At 57.6% G+C, this 17,464-nt stretch carries 12 protein-coding genes; 6 read left to right on the forward strand and 6 right to left on the reverse strand.

Features of this window, described 5'->3' with window-relative positions:
* Nucleotides 1-114: 114 nt before the first annotated feature.
* From AC07U5_RS19820 to bcp, 5 genes are all read right to left on the reverse strand, one after another.
* Nucleotides 115-525 carry an NUDIX domain-containing protein gene (locus AC07U5_RS19820; RefSeq protein WP_062599998.1) on the reverse strand — a complete coding sequence of 137 codons (411 nt, stop codon included), beginning with the start codon at nt 523-525 and terminating at the stop codon, nt 115-117.
* Entirely contained in the window at nt 525-2,027 is a 1,503-nt protein-coding gene (locus tag AC07U5_RS19825; protein WP_062599997.1) for a DEAD/DEAH box helicase, read from the reverse strand. The genes AC07U5_RS19820 and AC07U5_RS19825 overlap by 1 nt, the downstream gene beginning before the upstream one ends.
* Before the next feature lie 188 nt (nt 2,028-2,215).
* The gene (locus tag AC07U5_RS19830) at nt 2,216-3,478 is read right to left on the reverse strand and encodes a M23 family metallopeptidase (protein ID WP_494724015.1); all 1,263 of its coding nucleotides are present in this window, start codon (nt 3,476-3,478) and stop codon (nt 2,216-2,218) included.
* 72 nt (nt 3,479-3,550) lie between these two features.
* Nucleotides 3,551-4,372 carry a ferritin-like domain-containing protein gene (locus AC07U5_RS19835; RefSeq protein ID WP_153311026.1) on the reverse strand — a complete coding sequence of 274 codons (822 nt, stop codon included), beginning with the start codon at nt 4,370-4,372 and terminating at the stop codon, nt 3,551-3,553.
* A gap of 24 nt (nt 4,373-4,396) precedes the next feature.
* On the reverse strand, nt 4,397-4,864 hold the full coding sequence (bcp, locus tag AC07U5_RS19840) for a thioredoxin-dependent thiol peroxidase (protein WP_494724016.1): 468 nt from the start codon (nt 4,862-4,864) through the stop codon (nt 4,397-4,399).
* 175 nt (nt 4,865-5,039) lie between these two features.
* Here bcp and AC07U5_RS19845 point away from each other — a divergent pair, with 175 nt between their 5' ends.
* The 6 genes from AC07U5_RS19845 (at nt 5,040) to AC07U5_RS19870 (ending at nt 16,548) form a co-directional block, all read left to right on the forward strand.
* The gene (locus AC07U5_RS19845) at nt 5,040-8,441 is read left to right on the forward strand and encodes a YhdP family protein (protein ID WP_494724017.1); all 3,402 of its coding nucleotides are present in this window, start codon (nt 5,040-5,042) and stop codon (nt 8,439-8,441) included.
* Between the two features lie 106 nt (nt 8,442-8,547).
* A complete protein-coding gene (locus AC07U5_RS19850; RefSeq protein ID WP_494724018.1) occupies nt 8,548-11,475 on the forward strand; it encodes a valine--tRNA ligase in 2,928 nt (975 codons plus the stop codon).
* Nucleotides 11,476-11,878: 403 nt separating this feature from the next.
* Complete coding sequence (locus AC07U5_RS19855; protein WP_494724019.1) at nt 11,879-13,045, forward strand: OmpP1/FadL family transporter; 1,167 nt, start codon at nt 11,879-11,881, stop codon at nt 13,043-13,045.
* Between the two features lie 195 nt (nt 13,046-13,240).
* On the forward strand, nt 13,241-13,576 hold the full coding sequence (locus AC07U5_RS19860; protein ID WP_494724020.1) for a hypothetical protein: 336 nt from the start codon (nt 13,241-13,243) through the stop codon (nt 13,574-13,576).
* Nucleotides 13,570-14,364, forward strand: a complete 795-nt coding sequence (gene exoR, locus AC07U5_RS19865; RefSeq protein ID WP_494724021.1) for an exopolysaccharide production regulator ExoR — start codon at nt 13,570-13,572, stop codon at nt 14,362-14,364. Before AC07U5_RS19860 ends, exoR begins: the two co-directional genes overlap by 7 nt.
* A gap of 198 nt (nt 14,365-14,562) precedes the next feature.
* Complete coding sequence (locus AC07U5_RS19870; protein ID WP_494724022.1) at nt 14,563-16,548, forward strand: methyl-accepting chemotaxis protein; 1,986 nt, start codon at nt 14,563-14,565, stop codon at nt 16,546-16,548.
* An 87-nt stretch (nt 16,549-16,635) separates the two neighbouring features.
* Here AC07U5_RS19870 and xth read toward each other — a convergent pair whose 3' ends face one another.
* Nucleotides 16,636-17,430, reverse strand: a complete 795-nt coding sequence (gene xth / locus AC07U5_RS19875) for an exodeoxyribonuclease III (protein ID WP_494724023.1) — start codon at nt 17,428-17,430, stop codon at nt 16,636-16,638.
* Nucleotides 17,431-17,464: the final 34 nt, after the last annotated feature.

The following is a 17,464-nucleotide window of genomic DNA, read 5'->3' on the forward strand; positions in this document are numbered from 1 at the left end:
CGAGGCTGAGCAGGATGCAAAAGGTTCAATACCTAGAAAAATGCGCTTTATGACAAAGAATGCTCGTTCGTCGCGTGATTGGCGAAATGCCGACGCCGGCAAAGCGTTATCCCGTCACGATGCGAGATGGCGAAACGCATCCCGGGCGAAAACAGAGAGAGGGGAGGGCAGGTCGTCGACATCGAACCAGCCCATATCGGATAGCTTGTCCGGCTCCGTCAATTGGGCCGTTCCCGTCACGTCGTCAGTCACGTAAATCAGTGACAGCCAGTGTTGCCTGTCAGCTGCTATGATCTGCTCGCTAATACAGAGGAAGCGGACGTCCCCGATGGTCAGCCCGCTTTCTTCCTCAGCTTCGCGACGGGCAGCCTCAAGGGCGTGCTCCATGTGATCGACCTTGCCGCCCACAATGCTCCAGTGGCCGGCTTCGGGTGATTTCACGCGCTTATAGAGCAGCACCTTGCCGTCCCGCCTGATGACGAGACCGCATCCGACACCGGGAAAATCGATGCCTGGCTGTGCCATCAGCCTTTGGCGTTTGCGACGATCAGCATGAAGGCCGGGATGTCGTCGCCGAAGCCGACGGGTGTCGGGCCATCATCATGGTCGCGGTAGTGGCGGCGGCGATCACGATTGTCGTCATTCGCATGGGAAGCACCGTGGCTCCGCTCGAAATTACGCGGTGCCTTCTCGTGCCTGCGCTCTGCCTTCACTTTGTCGCCTCCATTTGCCGCAACCTGAATGGTGTCAGCCGGTTTCACATTCGGGATTTCCGCTTCGACCTCTTGAGGCGCTTCGCGGCGGTTCCGATCGCGGCCACGACCACGATCCTTGTCTTTGTCCTTGCCGCGGCGCGGACGATCGGTGGCGAAACTTTCCATGGGTGCGGGAAGTTCCGAAAGATCTCCGCTGAGCCACTCAATCTTTTCGCCGATCAGCTTTTCGATGGCGTCGAGATACTTGGTGTCACGGCGATTGACGAGCGTGAAGGCAGCACCCGAGCGACCCGCGCGGCCGGTACGGCCGATGCGGTGGACATAATCTTCCGCATGGATCGGGACGTCGAAGTTGAAGACGTGGCTGACATCTGGAATATCGAGACCGCGTGCTGCAACGTCGGACGCGACCAGCAGTGTGATCTGATTGTCCTTGAAACCCGCCAGCATCTTCGTGCGCGAGTTCTGGTCCATATCACCATGCAGGGCACCGACGGAGAAACCGTGCCGTTCAAGCGAACGGTAAAGATCAGCGACGTCCTTCTTGCGGTTGCAGAAGATGATCGCGTTCTTGAGCTCGGTCTGCACCTTGATGAGTTCACGAAGCACGGCGCGCTTCTCGTAATCCTTGTCGTGAGTCGCAACGATGCGCTGCGTCACGGTCTTTGCCGTCGAAGAAGGCTTGGCCACTTCGATGCGGACAGGGTTCTGCAGGAAGCGATCGGCCAGCTTCTGGATTTCCGGCGGCATGGTGGCCGAGAAGAACAGCGTCTGGCGCGTGAAAGGAATCATCTTCGCAATGCGCTCGATATCGGGGATGAAGCCCATGTCGAGCATACGGTCTGCCTCGTCGATGACGAGGATTTCCACGCCCGTCATCAGAAGCTTGCCGCGTTCGCAGTGGTCAAGCAGACGGCCGGGGGTGCAGATCAGGACATCCGCGCCACGCTCCAGCTTGCGATCCTGCTCTTCAAACGAAACGCCGCCGATGAGAAGTGCAACGTTCAGCTTGTGATTCTTGCCGTACTTCTCGAAGTTCTCGGCAACCTGTGCCGCCAGTTCGCGCGTCGGCTCCAGAATGAGCGTCCGCGGCATTCTTGCGCGCGCTCTGCCCTTTTCAAGCAGGGTGAGCATCGGCAGCACGAAGGAGGCCGTTTTGCCGGTTCCCGTCTGTGCAATGCCGCAAATGTCGCGTCTTTCCAGCGCCGGAGGAATAGCGCCCGCCTGGATAGGTGTTGGCGTGCTGTAGCCAGCATCGGCAATAGCGGAAAGGACTTTTTGGCTCAGGCCAAGATCAGAGAATGTTGTCAAAGGAAAAACTGTTTCCGTTCTGGTTCGAAGAACAAACGACTGTCGTAGCGTTAGTGCCGCAGATCGTGGTCCGCGACATAGGCCTAAATCGCCGAAAAGTCAAGGAAACAGGGATTTGTCTCGAAATGGCACATGAAAACTGGCCGATGGAAGAAAATCCGGCTCGAATTCTGATGCGTGACGGGTCTTTACTGCAGATAGGTCTTTAATTCGGTGCCCGCAACGAGGAAGCGCATAGGGTCAACCGCCTCGTCATTTAACCGCACTTCGTAGTGGACGTGGGGTCCTGTGGAGCGCCCGGTGCTGCCAGCCTTGCCGATGACATCGGACAGCTCGATCTTTTCGCCGGTACGAACGAGGATCTGCGACAGATGGCCGTAGCGCGTCGTGACACCCTTGCCGTGATCGACCTCTACCATGTTGCCGTAACCGCCTGAATAGCCTGCAAAAGACACGGTTCCGGCACCGGTGGCGCGCACATCGGCGCCGGTTTCTGCGCGGAAGTCTATGCCGGTATGCAATGCGGGCCGACCGAGGAACGGGTCCATGCGATTGCCGAAGCGGCTGGTAATATCGCGACCGGGTGCCGGATTGCCGAGTGGCAGGCGCTCTGCAGTGCCGCGAACGGTTTCCAGACGGTCCAGAGCGCTGTCGAGATCTGCGAGGGAGGCTTGAAACGGATTGGTCGAGGCTTCGACAAAGGGACCGCCAACGGCATCGTCAGCCTTGTCATCGATCTTCAGGCCGGTGCTACGAATAATATCGGCCATGGCGTCGGCGCGGCTCTTTGCCCCAATCGTCAGCGAAGCGATTCGCCCGAGTTGATCCGATTCGATGCGGTTGAGCGAGACGAGCATGCGTGTCAGCGCGCGACCGGATACGGCGCCTCTGTTGTCGCTATAGGTCAAGCTGCCTTTGAGCGTCGATCCTTTTTCCGCACCACGCAGTGCGCGGTCGATGGCGGACGCGCCGCCGGAAAGGCTGGCCTTTTTCTGGGGAGCGAAAGCGTTGGCCGACGGCGTGACACTCTGTTCATCCGGTGCCGATCGAGTGTCTTCCTCATTGAGAAGTTCGTTGGCGCGTCCGTGGCGGGAGGAAAGGGCATTCTGCTGGGCAAGAAGCGTTTCAACCTTCTTTTCAACAGCTTGCTGGTCAATGAGCTGACGCGAAGTAATCTGATCCACCTGCGAGCGTAGCGCTGCGATGCGGTCTTCATAATCCTTTTGCATGCGCGATTGCCGCGCGATCATTGCACCCAGCATATCGTCGCGGAAGACGAGATAAGCCGTCGAGCCGATAAAGCCGAGGCTCATGACGAGGATAATCAGCAGTGTGGGGATGACGAGCAAGGGTCTGATCGTGACATGGCGAACCTTTTCGCCGCTCGCCAGAATGAGGACGTGCTGCTTGCGCTTCTTGCCAAAGGCCAGGTTTGTCCTCGCTTCCGTCATTTCTGCTCCAGCGGTTTGTCGTCCACTGAGGAAGATAATTTGTTAAGGTTAACGAAGCTTTTACAAACGCGCTCAGCTTTGGCTGACAGCGGTGAGCGAACGATAGAAGGACGGAGTCAAACCCGCCTCGGCGCGGGCGAGATCGTTGAAAGGCGGCTTCAGTGGTCCACGAAAGTTGATCCTGACCAGTTGCTTGAACGTTTCGGCAGGGTCCTTCTTTTCCCGCGCGCACAGGAAGCGGAACCATTTCGCGCCGATCGCGACGTGCCCCTTTTCGTCATTATAGATGACGTCTAGAACGGCAGCGCTCTCAAGATCGCCCGTCTCCCGCATCTTGGCCTGGAGGGAGGGTGTGACATCGAGACCGCGTGCTTCTAGAATGAGCGGCACGACCGCAAGCCTTGCGGTCAGGTCGTTGCGCGTCTGGTGCGCGGCCTGCCAGAGCCCGTCATGGGCTGGAAGATCACCGTAATCGGCGCCCATCGCCCGCAGGCGATCTCGCACCAGCCGGAAGTGCTTCGCCTCTTCGAAGGCGACCTGCATCCAGCCATCGAAAAAGGAATGCGGAACAGGCTCGCTGGCGTAGCGGGCAACGATGTCCAGTGCGAGATCCACCGCGTTGAGTTCGATATGGGCAATGGCATGCAACAGAGCAATCCGGCCCTTCACACTGTGAAGCGACCGGCGCTTGACCGCGGTTGGTGGAACAAGTTCCGGCTTCTCAGGTCGTCCCGGTCGATCCGGCAGCTTGGGATCGAGCGGGGACCGCAAGGAGATACGCCGCTCGAACCAGCGGGTCGCGGCTTCCTGCGCCAATGCCGTCTTTCGGTCGAGATCGGCTGTGGCGATGGCCTCGGTTGCCGCGCCGCGGAGTGATGTCATCGTGAATGGCATGGTCACCGGATCAGACTCGACCGGTCAAAGCGCCTTTGCCTCATCGAGAACTGCCTGCGCATGACCTGGGACTTTCACCTTGCTCCAGATTTTTGCGACCTTGCCGTCCGGCGAAATGAGGAAGGTAGTGCGCTCTACGCCCATGTACTTCTTGCCGTACATGCTTTTTTCCTTCCAGACGCCATAGGCTTCCAGCGCGCTCTTGTCCTCGTCGGCGGCCAGCATCACGCTGAGCGAATGCTTGGCGGCGAACTTGTCGTGGCTCTTCACCGAATCGGGCGAAATCCCAATGACGACGGTATTTGCCGCTTCGAACTGTGCGCCCAGTGCGCTGAAGTCAATTGCCTCTGCCGTGCAGCCGGATGTGTCATCCTTTGGGTAAAAATAGAGCACGACCGCTTTGCCCTTCAAATCGGAAAGAGAAATGTCGCCACCGCCGTTTCTGGGAAGACGGAAATCGGGTGCTTTGTCGCCAATCGTCAGTTCTGCCATGGTTCACCTTTCTTTTGCCCGGATTGTTGAGCATGGGGGCAGGTATTCGATATATACCGAATAACAGCTTCGTCCAGTCTTGTGGCGAGTCAAGCGGGATGGCAGGGTGAAACCGCCAAACTGAAGAGGCCCTGGCTTGGGGTTCAGGATATTTCCGGGAGCGGGCAGGGGACGGATGGCGGAAATTCGCGGGGAGAAGGTCAGTTTCAGCAAGCGAGACATCGTGCCGCTGCACGATTTACCGTCTGCGCAGGCCGAAGACCCAATCATCGTTCATTGCCCGGCGCCGCGCTCCATGCTGTGCGCCTTCGCAAAGGTCTTTGTCGCCCTCTTTATCCTCGCCTTCCTGTCCATCGGCGGGATCATTCTGTCCGTCGAAACCGGTTCAGTCGACAGTGTTCTCTCAAGCCAGGCGCAGCAGGCTTTGGAGCGGGCACTCGGTCCCCGCTACCAAGCGCGCATAGGCTCCACGGCAATTCGCTTTTCCTCTGGCCTCCGGCTCTCGCTGGTCGCCCAGGATGTCGATATTACCGATAGCGAATCGGGGCAGCACCTAAGCCGGGCGCGGTCCATCGGCATGGCGCTCGATCCTGTCGCGTTGCTGACCGGACGTGTGTCAATTGCCACGCTGGAAGCCAACGGAATGGAGCTCGACACGGCGCTGTTGCCGAAGGGGCAGGCCTTCGATCTCGCGCAGCTTCGCATCGATGCGATTCCTGCGCTTCTGGAAAATGCCTTTGGCGACCTCGATCGCCTGTCGCAGACCTTCCAGCGCAGCGGCACGGAGGAAATCGATCTTTCCGATATCGCCATCCGCCTGCCGCCCCGCGACGACGGCAAGCCGCGCACCATCAATCTCAGCGAGTTGTCTCTCGTTCCCGATGGCGAGGGAGGCTATACGCTTGATGGCGATGTGGCATTCAACGGCCAGGTTGCGGAATTGGCGCTCGCCGCCACCGCTGTCGATGGCCGCATCAACAATTTCTCCGCTCGGCTCGATGGGTTCGATATCGGTCCCCTTCTGGAACAGTTCGATAACGAAGGGCTGATGCACCAGGGGCTCAACGTCAAGACCGGCATCAACATCGCTGCGGCCCGCGGTGCCGAGAATGAGAAGCCTGCCCTCGATTTATCTTTCGCGCTTGGAAACGGTGAGCTCTATATCGGCGGGGAAGCACAGCCTGTCAGCGGTGGCGTGGTCAACGCGCATTACGATTTCGACGGCAAGGCCGTTCTGGTCGACAATTCGAACCTCCAATTTGGCCGCACGACGCTGCCCATCCAGGCCAAAATCCTCGACAACGACAAGGGTTTCGATCTTTCCGTCCATCTGCCGAATGCGACGGCCGTTGCCGATGCAGGTGGCGAGGAGCCCGTGACATTCGATCTGACGGCGGACGGTACCTTCGACCGTACCACACGCGAGATCAATGTGCCGTCCCTTTATGTTTCAAGCCAGCTCGGCAACATGGCGGGCTCGCTGAAGGTCCATTTCGGCCAAGGGTCTCCGGAAATCAGCTTTGGCGGGCAAATCCCGAAAATGGAGGCGACGGCTGTCAAGCAGCTTTGGCCGTTCTGGATGGCGCACAAGGCGCGGCCATGGGTCATCGCCAACCTGTTCGGCGGTACGGTGCGCAACGGCTCCATTGCCGTATTCATCCCGGCGGGTCGAATGTGTGGACCGAACTGCCCGCTGGAGCTATCCGCCAGCGAATTGCAGATCAAATTCGACGTCGAGAACACCCGCTTGAACGTGGCGGGTGACATTCCACCGCTTCGCGATGCCTACGCTCATTTCGAACTCGTGGGCGAGAAGATCGACGTGACCGTGTCGAAAGCAACCTCCTTCTTTCCATCGAACCGCAGTCTCGAACTCGAAAACAGCCGCTTCTCGATTGCCGATGTTTACGACAAGCCGCTGATGGCCGACCTCGATCTCAACGTCAAAGGATCGGCCGACAGTATTGCCGAACTCGCGTCCTTCCAGCCGATCAATGCGTTGAGGGACACCGAATTTCAGCCAGGCGATTTCTCCGGGAATGTGACTGCCCATGCCAAACTGAGGGTCGGCCTGTTGAAAAGCCAGTCTCCGCCAGATCCGGTCTGGACTGCCGATCTGGCGCTCAACGACGTTTCGCTGGCGCGGCCAATCTCCAACCGCAAGGTTTCCTCGGTCAATGGCAGCCTGAAGCTTAACAATGAGACGCTGCATCTTCTCGGCAAAGGGCGGATTGACGATGTCGCGATGAACATCGATTTCACCCAGCCCATTCGCAAGACCAGCACGGCAGGACGAAAGCTGGTGCTGAATGCAGTGCTGGAGCCAGGCCAGATTGCCAAGCTGGCACCGGAACTCTCCAGCGTGCTGGGCGGAACGACGTTGCTCGAAATCGACAGCACCGATCCCGACCGGCAGGATGTGAAACTCGATCTTTCCAATGCTTCCATGGTTCTGCCGGGGCTTGGCTGGACGAAGGGTGTGGGCGTCAAGGCAAATGCGTCCTTCAGCATGGAGACGGTCAACGGCCGTACCAGCATTCATGATTTGGCGTTCAAGGGCGATGGCTTCGGCGCCGCTGGCGACCTTGCCTTTGATAAGAGCGGTCTGATCTCCGCCAATTTCTCCCGGTTCCAGTTGTCGCCTCAAGATGATTATGCGATCTCCGTTTCCGCGGCAAAAAGAAGCTACACGGTCAATATCAACGGCAAGTCGGCTGATCTCAGGCCCATCATCGCCAAGCTGCGCAATTCCGATAGCGGACCCTCTGGCGCGTCCGCCGGTACGGCCCAAAGCGGCGATCTCGGCTCGCTCAACATCAAGGCAGATCTCGACCGGGTCTATGGATTCAATGACGAGGCGCTATCCAATGTTACCGCCAGCGTTGGCGTCAGGGATGGCAAGGTGCGCTCGGTGGATTTCAAGGGCGTGTCCGGTCGCGGTCAGGCCGTGGTGGCGCAGACCACGAACCAGGGCGACGGCGGCACGATCAATCTGACCAGCAGCGATGCCGGCGCCTTTGCCCGCTTCACCAATCTCTACACCCGCATCCGCGGTGGTCTGTTGAATCTGGTCATGACCACGTCCAATGGCACGTCGTGGAGCGGTTCGCTCGATCTACGCAACTTCGCCGTTCTCAATGAAGCCAAGCTGCAGGATATTGTTGCGACCCCTTCCGGTCAGGATGGACGCAGTCTGAATGCGGCGGTACGGCGCAACATCGATGTCAGTTCGGAGAAGTTCCAGCGCGGCTTCGCTCGCGTCGTCGTTGTCAACGGCGTCGTGGCATTGGAGAACGGCGTGGTCCGTGGCGAGCAGATTGGCGCCACCTTCCAGGGCGTTTTGAAGGACCAGAACGGCAATATCGATATGACCGGGACCTTCATGCCTGCCTATGGCCTCAACCGTCTCTTCGGCGAGTTGCCGTTCATCGGCATCTTTTTGGGTAATGGTCGTGACCGTGGTCTTCTCGGCATCACCTTCAAACTGACGGGCCCGACGGCCACGCCGCGGTTGCAGATCAACCCCTTGTCGCTGATTGCGCCTGGCGTTTTCCGGCAGATATTCGAATTCCAATGATAAAGCGGTTACGCATACGCCTGATGCCGCGTCGGCAGCTGTTGACTCTCAACCTGCCATCCTTATTTAAAAACCAAAAATAGAACTCAAGATTTCAGGCCAGGAAATGCTCGATAAGACCTACGATTCCGCTTCCGTAGAACCCAAAATTGCCAAGGCCTGGGACGAGGCCGATGCATTTCGCGCCGGCGCAAACGCCAAGCCGGGTGCCGAGACCTTCACAATCGTCATTCCGCCGCCGAATGTCACCGGCTCGCTGCATATGGGCCATGCTCTGAACAACACGCTCCAGGACATTCTGGTCCGTTTTGAGCGTATGCGCGGCAAGGATGTTTTGTGGCAGCCGGGCATGGACCATGCGGGCATCGCCACGCAGATGGTCGTCGAGCGCAAGCTGATGGAGAACCAGCTTCCCGGCCGTCGCGCCATGGGCCGCGAAGCCTTCATCGATAAGGTCTGGGAGTGGAAGGCCGAATCGGGTGGTTTGATCTTCAACCAGTTGAAGCGTCTTGGTGCGTCCTGCGACTGGTCGCGCGAACGCTTCACCATGGATGAAGGTCTGTCGAAGGCGGTTCTCGAAGTCTTCGTTACGCTTTACAAGCAGGACCTGATCTATCGCGGCAAGCGTCTGGTCAACTGGGACCCGCATTTCGAGACGGCCATTTCCGACATCGAGGTCGAGAACCGCGAAGCCGACGGCCATATGTGGCACTTCAAATATCCGCTGGCGGGCGGCGAAACCTACACCTATGTCGAGAAGGATGCCGATGGCAACATTGTCTTCCAGGAAGAGCGCGACTATATCGCGATCGCAACCACCCGTCCGGAAACGATGCTAGGGGACGGCGCCGTTGCTGTTCATCCGTCCGATGAACGCTATGCGCCCATCATTGGCAAGCTGTGCGAAATTCCTGTCGGCCCGAAGGAAAGCCGCCGCCTGATCCCCATCATCACCGACGAGTATCCTGATCCGACCTTCGGTTCCGGTGCCGTCAAGATCACCGGCGCGCATGACTTCAACGACTATCAAGTCGCCCGTCGCAACAACATCCCACTCTATCGCCTGATGGATACGCAGGCGCAAATGCGCGATGATGGCGAGCCTTATGCGCGTTGCGCGGAACTTGCCGGCGAAATCACCCGCTCCGGCAAGCTGCCGTCCGAAGCCGATGTCGACGCCATCAACCTCGTACCCGACGAGTATCGTGGTCTTGACCGTTACGAGGCGCGCAAGCGCGTTGTAGCGGCGATCAACGCCGATGGTCTTGCCGTCACGGTTAAGGATGCTGAAGGCAACGACGTTCCGTACGTCGAAAACAAGAAGATCATGCAACCCTTCGGTGACCGTTCCAACGTCGTCATCGAGCCGATGCTGACGGACCAATGGTTCGTCGATGCAAAGACGCTTGCCGAACCGGCCATGGAGTCGGTTCGCGAAGGACGCACGAACTTCGTACCGAAGAACTGGGACAAGACCTACTTCGAATGGATGGAGAACATTCAGCCATGGTGCATCTCGCGCCAGCTCTGGTGGGGCCATCAGATTCCTGCCTGGTATGGTCCCGATGGCCAGGTCTTCGTCGAGAAGACAGAGGAAGAAGCGCTTGACGCTGCCGTTCAGCATTATCTTGCCCATGAAGGCCCTTGGAAGGCCTGGGTGCAGGAGAAGCTTGAGAACTTCAAGCCGGGCGAAATCCTGACGCGTGACGAAGACGTTCTCGACACATGGTTCTCCTCCGCGCTCTGGCCGTTCTCCACTCTCGGCTGGCCGGACAAGACGCCGGAGCTTGCGCGCTATTACCCGACCAACGTTCTCGTCACCGGCTTCGATATCATCTTCTTCTGGGTCGCGCGGATGATGATGATGGGTCTTCACTTCATGAAGGACGACGCCGGTCACGCCGTCGAGCCGTTCAATACCGTCTATGTCCACGCGCTGGTTCGTGACAAGAACGGCCAGAAGATGTCGAAGTCCAAGGGCAACGTCATCGATCCGCTTGAACTGATCGACCAATATGGTGCGGACGCACTGCGCTTTACGCTTGCCATCATGGCGGCGCAGGGGCGTGACGTGAAGCTCGATCCGGCACGTATTGCCGGCTACCGCAACTTCGGCACCAAGCTGTGGAATGCCACGCGTTTTGCCGAAATGAACGGTGTGAAGCGTGATCCGCACTTCCTGCCGGAAGCCGCAACGCAGACGATCAACCGCTGGATTTTGACCGAGCTTGCCAACACGGCAAAGGAAGTCACGGCATCCATCGAAAACTACCGCTTCAATGATGCGTCCAGCACGCTCTATCGCTTTGTCTGGAACCAGTTCTGCGATTGGTATCTCGAACTCCTGAAGCCTGTCTTCAACGGAGAGGACGAGGCAGCCAAGGCAGAAGCGCAGGCCTGTGCGGCTTATGTTCTGGAGGAAGTCTACAAGCTGTTGCATCCCTTCATGCCATTCATGACGGAAGAACTGTGGGCCCATACAGCCGGTGAGGGCGCGAGCCGCGACCAGCTGCTTTGCCACGCCGACTGGCCCGCCCCAGAGTTCACGGATGAGGCGGCTGCGGCTGAAATCAACTGGCTGATCGATCTCGTCTCCGGCATTCGCTCGACGCGCGCGGAAATGAACGTGCCGCCAGGTGCCACCGCACCTCTGGTCGTCGTTGCCGCGAACCCGACGACCGAAATGCGTCTCGACCGCCACTCCGCTGCGATCCGCCGTTTGGCCCGCGCCGACGAGATCCTGGCTGCCGACACAGCACCGAAGGGCTCGGCGCAGATCGTCGTCGGCGAGGCGACCGTGTGCATCCCGCTCGGCAATCTCATCGATGTCTCTGCCGAACGGAGCCGTCTCGAGAAGGCAATCGGCAAGTCGGAGGCCGAACTGGAGCGTATCGACAAGAAGCTCTCGAACGAGAAGTTCGTGGCCAATGCCGATCCGGAAGTGGTCGCAGCCGACCGTGACCGCAAGGCTGAACTCGAGCTTCAGATCAAGAGCTTGAAGATCGCGTTGCAGCGGGTCAACGAAGCCGGTTGATCTCACATCTGCACAGGTTGAAAAGCGCCTTCGCACTGGAGGCGCTTTTTTATTTGTTTTGCGAGGCCAGCACAGTTGAGTCGGCGATGACCGGCTGTCACCACAGTCTCCGCGCCAAGTTCCTCAGAACGTGACAGAAATCGGACTTTCTGAGTGAAAACTATGAATGTTGTGTCGCGGTCACACTCAGTGCTTTTGAAGAAAATATCTTCTAAAATTCGGTAGTTATTTGTTCGATAAGTGGAATAATTTACTTATTTAATCTCTATTTTTGTCTTTCCTCAATTTTTCACGTAAAGCATTGATCAAAATCACCTCGGGCGCTGAGGCCATGGGTGCATTGTCATTTTCTCCAAAGCGCTTCAATTTCCCATCATTACATTGCCTTTGATTGGGGAGAGAGATGGCAACCACTTGGATCAAAAGAGGGACTCTGGGTCTTGTAGGTGCCTGCATGGCGGCTGGTAGCGCGCAGGCTGGAGGTTTCACGCGCGGTGATGCTGATACCGAAATCCTATACGAAGACGGCACGGTGGCGGCGCGGGGCGGCGTAATCTATGTCATTCCGAAGCGCAGCTTCGACACCATCAACGGTGCGAATGCAACCGACGACGAATACTCTAAGAACTACGCTATACCGTCGTTCTCGGCGAAGGCGCGCATTTCGCAAAATTTATCATGCGCTTTCACTTACACGCAGCCTTTTGGGGCTAAGTCAGAGTATGGTACCCAAGCACAGGCCGCAGACAGAGCGGCCGATGTCGCGGCGGGCGCGCTCGTCGGCAATGCCGTTATAAACTCCAAGTTCTCGACAAACGAATATGGTGGCACATGTGCCGTCAATTTCGATGTGGGCCCAGGGCAACTCTATTTCCTAGGCGGCGGTTTCGTCGAGAGCTTTGACTACAGAGAGACAAAGACGCTTGGGACCCTTCATCTTGAAGATTCGAGTGCCGGCGGCTACCGCATTGGTACGGCGTACGAAATCAAGGAGTATGCCCTCCGTGCTGAATTGATGTATCGCTCACAGGTTGATCATGATGCATCTGGCAATTTCACGCCGAGTGCTTTTGGTGCTGGTGTCGTAGGTCCTTCTACTCGATCTGCTGTAGGAACTGGTTCCCTACCGCAGTCCGTTGAACTTAATTTACAGAGCGGTATTGCTCCTGACTGGCTGGCGTTCGGTTCGGTGAAATGGACAGACTGGAGTGTTCTCCAGACGCTGAACTACACCATTACGGGGCTTGGAAATCAGCAGAAGAACTTCTTTTGGAGAGACGGTTGGACGATCACTGGCGGTATTGGCCATAGCTTCAATGAAAATGTCTCCGGCGCTGTCACGTTGACCTGGGACAAGGGCGTTGGTACAGGTGCGGATATTATGACGGACGTCTGGACACTGGGCGCGGGCGCACAGATCAAGAGCGGTCCTGGTGTGCTTCGTGTTGGCGCAGGTGTTTCTTACTTGACATCAGGGAGCCAATCGACTGCACAAAAGGCCGACTTCAACGCCACTGCTGGAGGCGATTGGGCTTATGCGGTGAGCACATCGTACAAGATCGCATTCTGATCAAACTGATTTATCAACTTATTGAAACATAAAATAGCCCGGCCCTTCAACGGCCGGGTTTTTTTGTTGCCGATCGGCAATATTGTGACGATTTGGCAACAAATTTCTGCAACCTTAACGTAGCGTAAGAATGTGGTCGTATTTGTCCATTTCCCGCCACAAAGCATGTGCTTGAGTGCTTTCGACGGCGCGGGAATGGAAGAATATGCAGACATCAAAAGTGGTGCTGCGGAAGTGGTGGAAGTGAAAACAGGTGCGGATTCAGGCTTTAAGCAAGTAAAGATGGGTTGTTCCCGTCAAAGCTTGTTTGGTGGAGTCCAGACGGCAAACAGACGCCGTGATGTTGCCGGAAACGGTGCTTATACCCGTGCTCATGAGATTGCTGATGTATTACCGCTCAGGACCACCGGCAGCACATTGAAAGCTGTTGCCGGAACGACGCAGTGTGTTGAGAGATCGCGGCCTGCTATGGACGTAAGGTTCGCCTTCGCCATGTGCGGGAAGAGTGAGAGAAGTTCGTTGAAATGCTGAGATGTGACATCAACGTTTTGAAACCGCTATGTCTGGGGCTGATGCTCGCATCGCTCTCAATGCCGGTTCTGGCATTCGATATCAATTCGGGCGTCACCAAGGAATCGGGTCCTTTCGATCTCTTCAAGTTCGGCTTCAAGTCCTACAAGAATGGCAAGAAGGAAGATGCTGTCGAGGCGTATCGCTACGCGGCTGAAAAGGGTCATACCGGCTCTCGCTGGGCTCTTGCCAATATGTACGCCTATGGTGATGGCGTCGCCAAGAACGATTTCGAAGCCTTCAAGATTTACAGCGAGATTGCCAGCCAGGGCGTGGAGCCTGGGTCGGAAGACACGGGCTTTTTCGTCAACGCGTTGTTGTCTCTCGCCGATTATTACCGGCACGGCATTCCAGGCAGCCCTGTGAAGATGGATCTTGGCCAGGCACGCCAGCTTTACTTCCAGGTCGCATCGACCTTCGGTGTGGCCGAGGCGCAGTTTCAACTGGCCCAGATGATCCTCGCAGGCGAGGGCGGTCGTGCGGATGCACAACAGGCGAAGAAGTGGCTGAACCAGGCTCGCAAGCACGGTCATGCCGGCGCCATGTCGATCTTCGGCAATCTGCTGTTCCAGGAAGGACAGACAGTTCGTGGACTGGCCTTTATGACCGCCGCGCTGGACAAATGCGCAGCCGCGAACTGTGTGTGGATACAAAACCTTCAGGAACAGGCTTTCTCTGTCGCCGCTGAGGATGACCGTCGCGTCGCAATTCAACTCGCACGCAACATTTCCTCCGGTGATGCGGATTAAGCAGATGTCTGCGGAATTTCGAGAGTTTCTATTCTAGCGAACTCCCAGTCCTTCACAATAACGTTATATTAAACATAGAAGGCGACCATAGGTTGCTTTCGTGTCTCCTTCTACTCTTGCGGGCTGAATGAATCGCGCCCGTGTTGCTCCACAAAGCATGTCCTGTTCATTGTGAATTTTCGTCAATGGGATGCTGCTATGGCGTTGGATTTTTCCCGCATTCGTACCAAACTCGCCCTCATGTCAGGTACGGGCGTTGTCCTTGTTCTGACTGCGTCAGTGGCAGGCTGGTTTCTCTCTCAATCCGTGGATGCCGCTGTCTCAAAGGGGCGCGTTCAGGCTGACCTCGCCCGCAACATGGTGGATATGAAGGCCTCGCTGCGAGGCATGGAAATCGGTGTGGGCGACATAAGGTTGGCGTCTACGCCGACTGAACTGAAAGAGGCGCAGACCTACACCACGAAGCGCCATGAGTCGGCTGTCAAATATCTTGAGCTTGGAACGGTCGCGATGGCCGCTTCCAGCAACAAGGACCGCGCTCAGAAAATTTCCGACGTGCTCGCAAAGTACAGCGCCGACGTCGGAAAGCTCTCGACCGATCGTGCCGCAAACGCCGATATCTCTCAGCAGCTTCTTCCCTTGAAAAATGCGAGCGCTGAACTGGCATCGCTGGCTGATGAGATCGTCAATGACGCGAAAGCGAGATCAGAAGCTGCAAATGAAGAACGCCGGCAGCTTCAGGCGCTTGCGTCCACGATTACCATCATTCTCTCCGGCCTCATGGTCTTGCTGATGATCGTCTCCGCCTTCTTTGGCCGCCGGGCCATTGCGACGCCGATTACGAGAACCACCGATTGCATGAAGACGCTGGCGGACGGTGATTTGTCCGTCGCGATCCCCTACACCGACAATAAGGACGAGGTCGGTGACATGGCCAGAGCTGTTCTGGTGTTCAAACAGAATGCGGTGCGGGTTCGTGATCTTGCTGCTCAGGAGGCCGCACTCCAGGAGCAGAATGCGGATCTACAGAGCAATATCGCCCAAGTCGTCTCTTCTGCGGTTGCGGGTGATTTCTCCGCTCGTATCAGCAAGCGTTATGAGAACCCGGACCTCAATCGCTTCGCGCTCAGCGTCAACGAACTGGTCACATCGGTCGACCGCGGCGTGGCAGAGACCAATCGCGTCGTCGCGGCGCTTGCGGATGGCGACCTGACGGAATCGATGCAGGGTGATTTCCGCGGTGTGTTTCTCGAACTGCAGCGCAACGTCAACGCAACGATGGACAGCCTCCGTTCGGTGATGATGGAGGTGCGTTCCGCAATCGACATGATCAGGAGCGGGGCGGGCGAGCTGCGCATCGCCTCTGACGACTTGTCGAAACGCACCGAACAGCAGGCGGCTTCGCTTGAAGAGACCGCGGCCGCGCTCGAGGAAATCACATCTGCGGTGAAGAACTCCACCGCCCGCTCGACCGAAGCCTCTGAAATGGTTGCACAGGCACGCCAGAGCACCGAACAATCGAGCGACGTCGTCAGAAGCGCCGTCTCGGCTATGGGGCGCATCGAGCAGGCGTCCAATGAGATCGGCAACATCATCAATGTCATTGACGAGATCGCCTTCCAGACAAATCTTCTGGCATTGAATGCGGGTGTGGAAGCTGCCCGTGCCGGCGAGGCTGGTAAGGGCTTTGCTGTCGTGGCGCAGGAGGTACGGGAGCTTGCCCAACGGTCAGCAACAGCGGCGAAGGACATCAAGACGCTGATCGTCAGATCCCGCAATGAGGTGACTGCTGGCGTTTCGCTCGTGACGGAGACCGGTGGGGCGCTGGAAGCGATCCGGGACCATGTCGGGAAAATCGATGAACATGTTCACTCGATTGCCACCGCCTCGAAAGAACAGTCCACCGGCCTCAGTGAAGTGAACGGCGCCGTCAACCAGATGGACCAGACGACGCAGCAGAACGCGGCGATGGTAGAGCAATCCACAGCGGCGACCAGCAAGCTTGCCGACGAGGCAGTCAATCTCAGCAATCTCGTGGCCCGCTTCAAGACGGGAAGCAGTCAAACTGCACCGGCGCAGACAGCAGCGAACTCCCAGCATCGTGTGCCGGTGAGGAGGCCGACCGTACAGCAATATCGCGGCAATGCAGCCGTGGCCATGAAGAGCGAGTGGGAAGAGTTCTGACCTGCAGTCTCTTCCGAGACCAACGAGGCACGGGGCCGGGCGTGAGATGATCGCGTCCGGCCTCATCCCATTTTATCCGCCGCGATGTCAGGCTGCTTCGAAGTCAAAGTAGCCGGAGACCGGCACGTGGTCGGATGGCTTTTCCCAGGCGCGGACATGTTTCTCGATGGAGACGGAATGCAGCCTGTCCGCTGCCTCCGATGACAGCATCAGGTGGTCAATGCGGATGCCGTTGTTCTTCTGCCAGGCGCCTGCCTGATAGTCCCAGAACGTGTAAAGCCCGGCCGCGTCGGAGGTGGCGCGGGTGGCATCGGTGAGGCCGAGATTTTCGAACCTTCTGAAAGCAGCCCGTGTCTGCGGCAGGAACAGGGCGTCGCCGGCCCAGACCCTTGGGTCATGGCAGTCGAAAGGCTCAGGAATGACGTTGTAGTCGCCGGCCAGAATCAACGGCTCTTCCAGTCGCATCCGCTCTTCGGCAAAGCGGCGCAGCCTCTCCATCCAGGCTAGCTTGTAAGGATACTTCACCGGATCATCCGGCGGGTTGCCGTTCGGCAGATAGAGCGAGCAGACGCGGATGACACCGCCCTGCACGGAAAACACACCTTCGATGAAGCGCGCCTGTTCATCACTATCGTCACCCGGCAGGCCGCGATTGACCTCATCGGGCCGCATCTTGGAGAGAAGCGCTACCCCGTTGAAGCCCTTCTGGCCGTGGGTTTCCACATGGTAGCCGAGCGCTTCGATCTCGAGGCGCGGAAAGTTTTCATCGACGGATTTGATTTCCTGAAGGCAGGCAATATCCGGGCTCGAATCCTTCAGCCATTCGCAAAGGTTTTCGATGCGCGCCTTGACGCCGTTGATGTTCCAGGTGGCAATCTTCATCGCAGGGTTCCATTCCGTTTGGACCCTGTTTTAC

It is taken from the genome of Agrobacterium sp. GW821-FHT02D03, assembly GCF_059421725.1.

Excerpts from the sequence above, each read along its gene's own strand:
- AC07U5_RS19820 (WP_062599998.1), bottom strand. The coding sequence starts at position 525 with ATGGCACAGCCAGGCATCGATTTTCCCGGTGTCGGATGCGGTCTCGTC.
- AC07U5_RS19830 (WP_494724015.1), bottom strand. The coding sequence starts at position 3,478 with ATGACGGAAGCGAGGACAAACCTGGCCTTTGGCAAGAAGCGCAAGCAG.
- AC07U5_RS19835 (WP_153311026.1), bottom strand. The coding sequence starts at position 4,372 with ATGCCATTCACGATGACATCACTCCGCGGCGCGGCAACCGAGGCCATC.
- bcp (WP_494724016.1), bottom strand. The coding sequence starts at position 4,864 with ATGGCAGAACTGACGATTGGCGACAAAGCACCCGATTTCCGTCTTCCC.
- AC07U5_RS19845 (WP_494724017.1), top strand. The coding sequence starts at position 5,040 with ATGGCGGAAATTCGCGGGGAGAAGGTCAGTTTCAGCAAGCGAGACATC.
- AC07U5_RS19850 (WP_494724018.1), top strand. The coding sequence starts at position 8,548 with ATGCTCGATAAGACCTACGATTCCGCTTCCGTAGAACCCAAAATTGCC.
- AC07U5_RS19855 (WP_494724019.1), top strand. The coding sequence starts at position 11,879 with ATGGCAACCACTTGGATCAAAAGAGGGACTCTGGGTCTTGTAGGTGCC.
- AC07U5_RS19860 (WP_494724020.1), top strand. The coding sequence starts at position 13,241 with ATGGAAGAATATGCAGACATCAAAAGTGGTGCTGCGGAAGTGGTGGAA.
- exoR (WP_494724021.1), top strand. The coding sequence starts at position 13,570 with ATGCTGAGATGTGACATCAACGTTTTGAAACCGCTATGTCTGGGGCTG.
- AC07U5_RS19870 (WP_494724022.1), top strand. The coding sequence starts at position 14,563 with ATGGCGTTGGATTTTTCCCGCATTCGTACCAAACTCGCCCTCATGTCA.
- xth (WP_494724023.1), bottom strand. The coding sequence starts at position 17,430 with ATGAAGATTGCCACCTGGAACATCAACGGCGTCAAGGCGCGCATCGAA.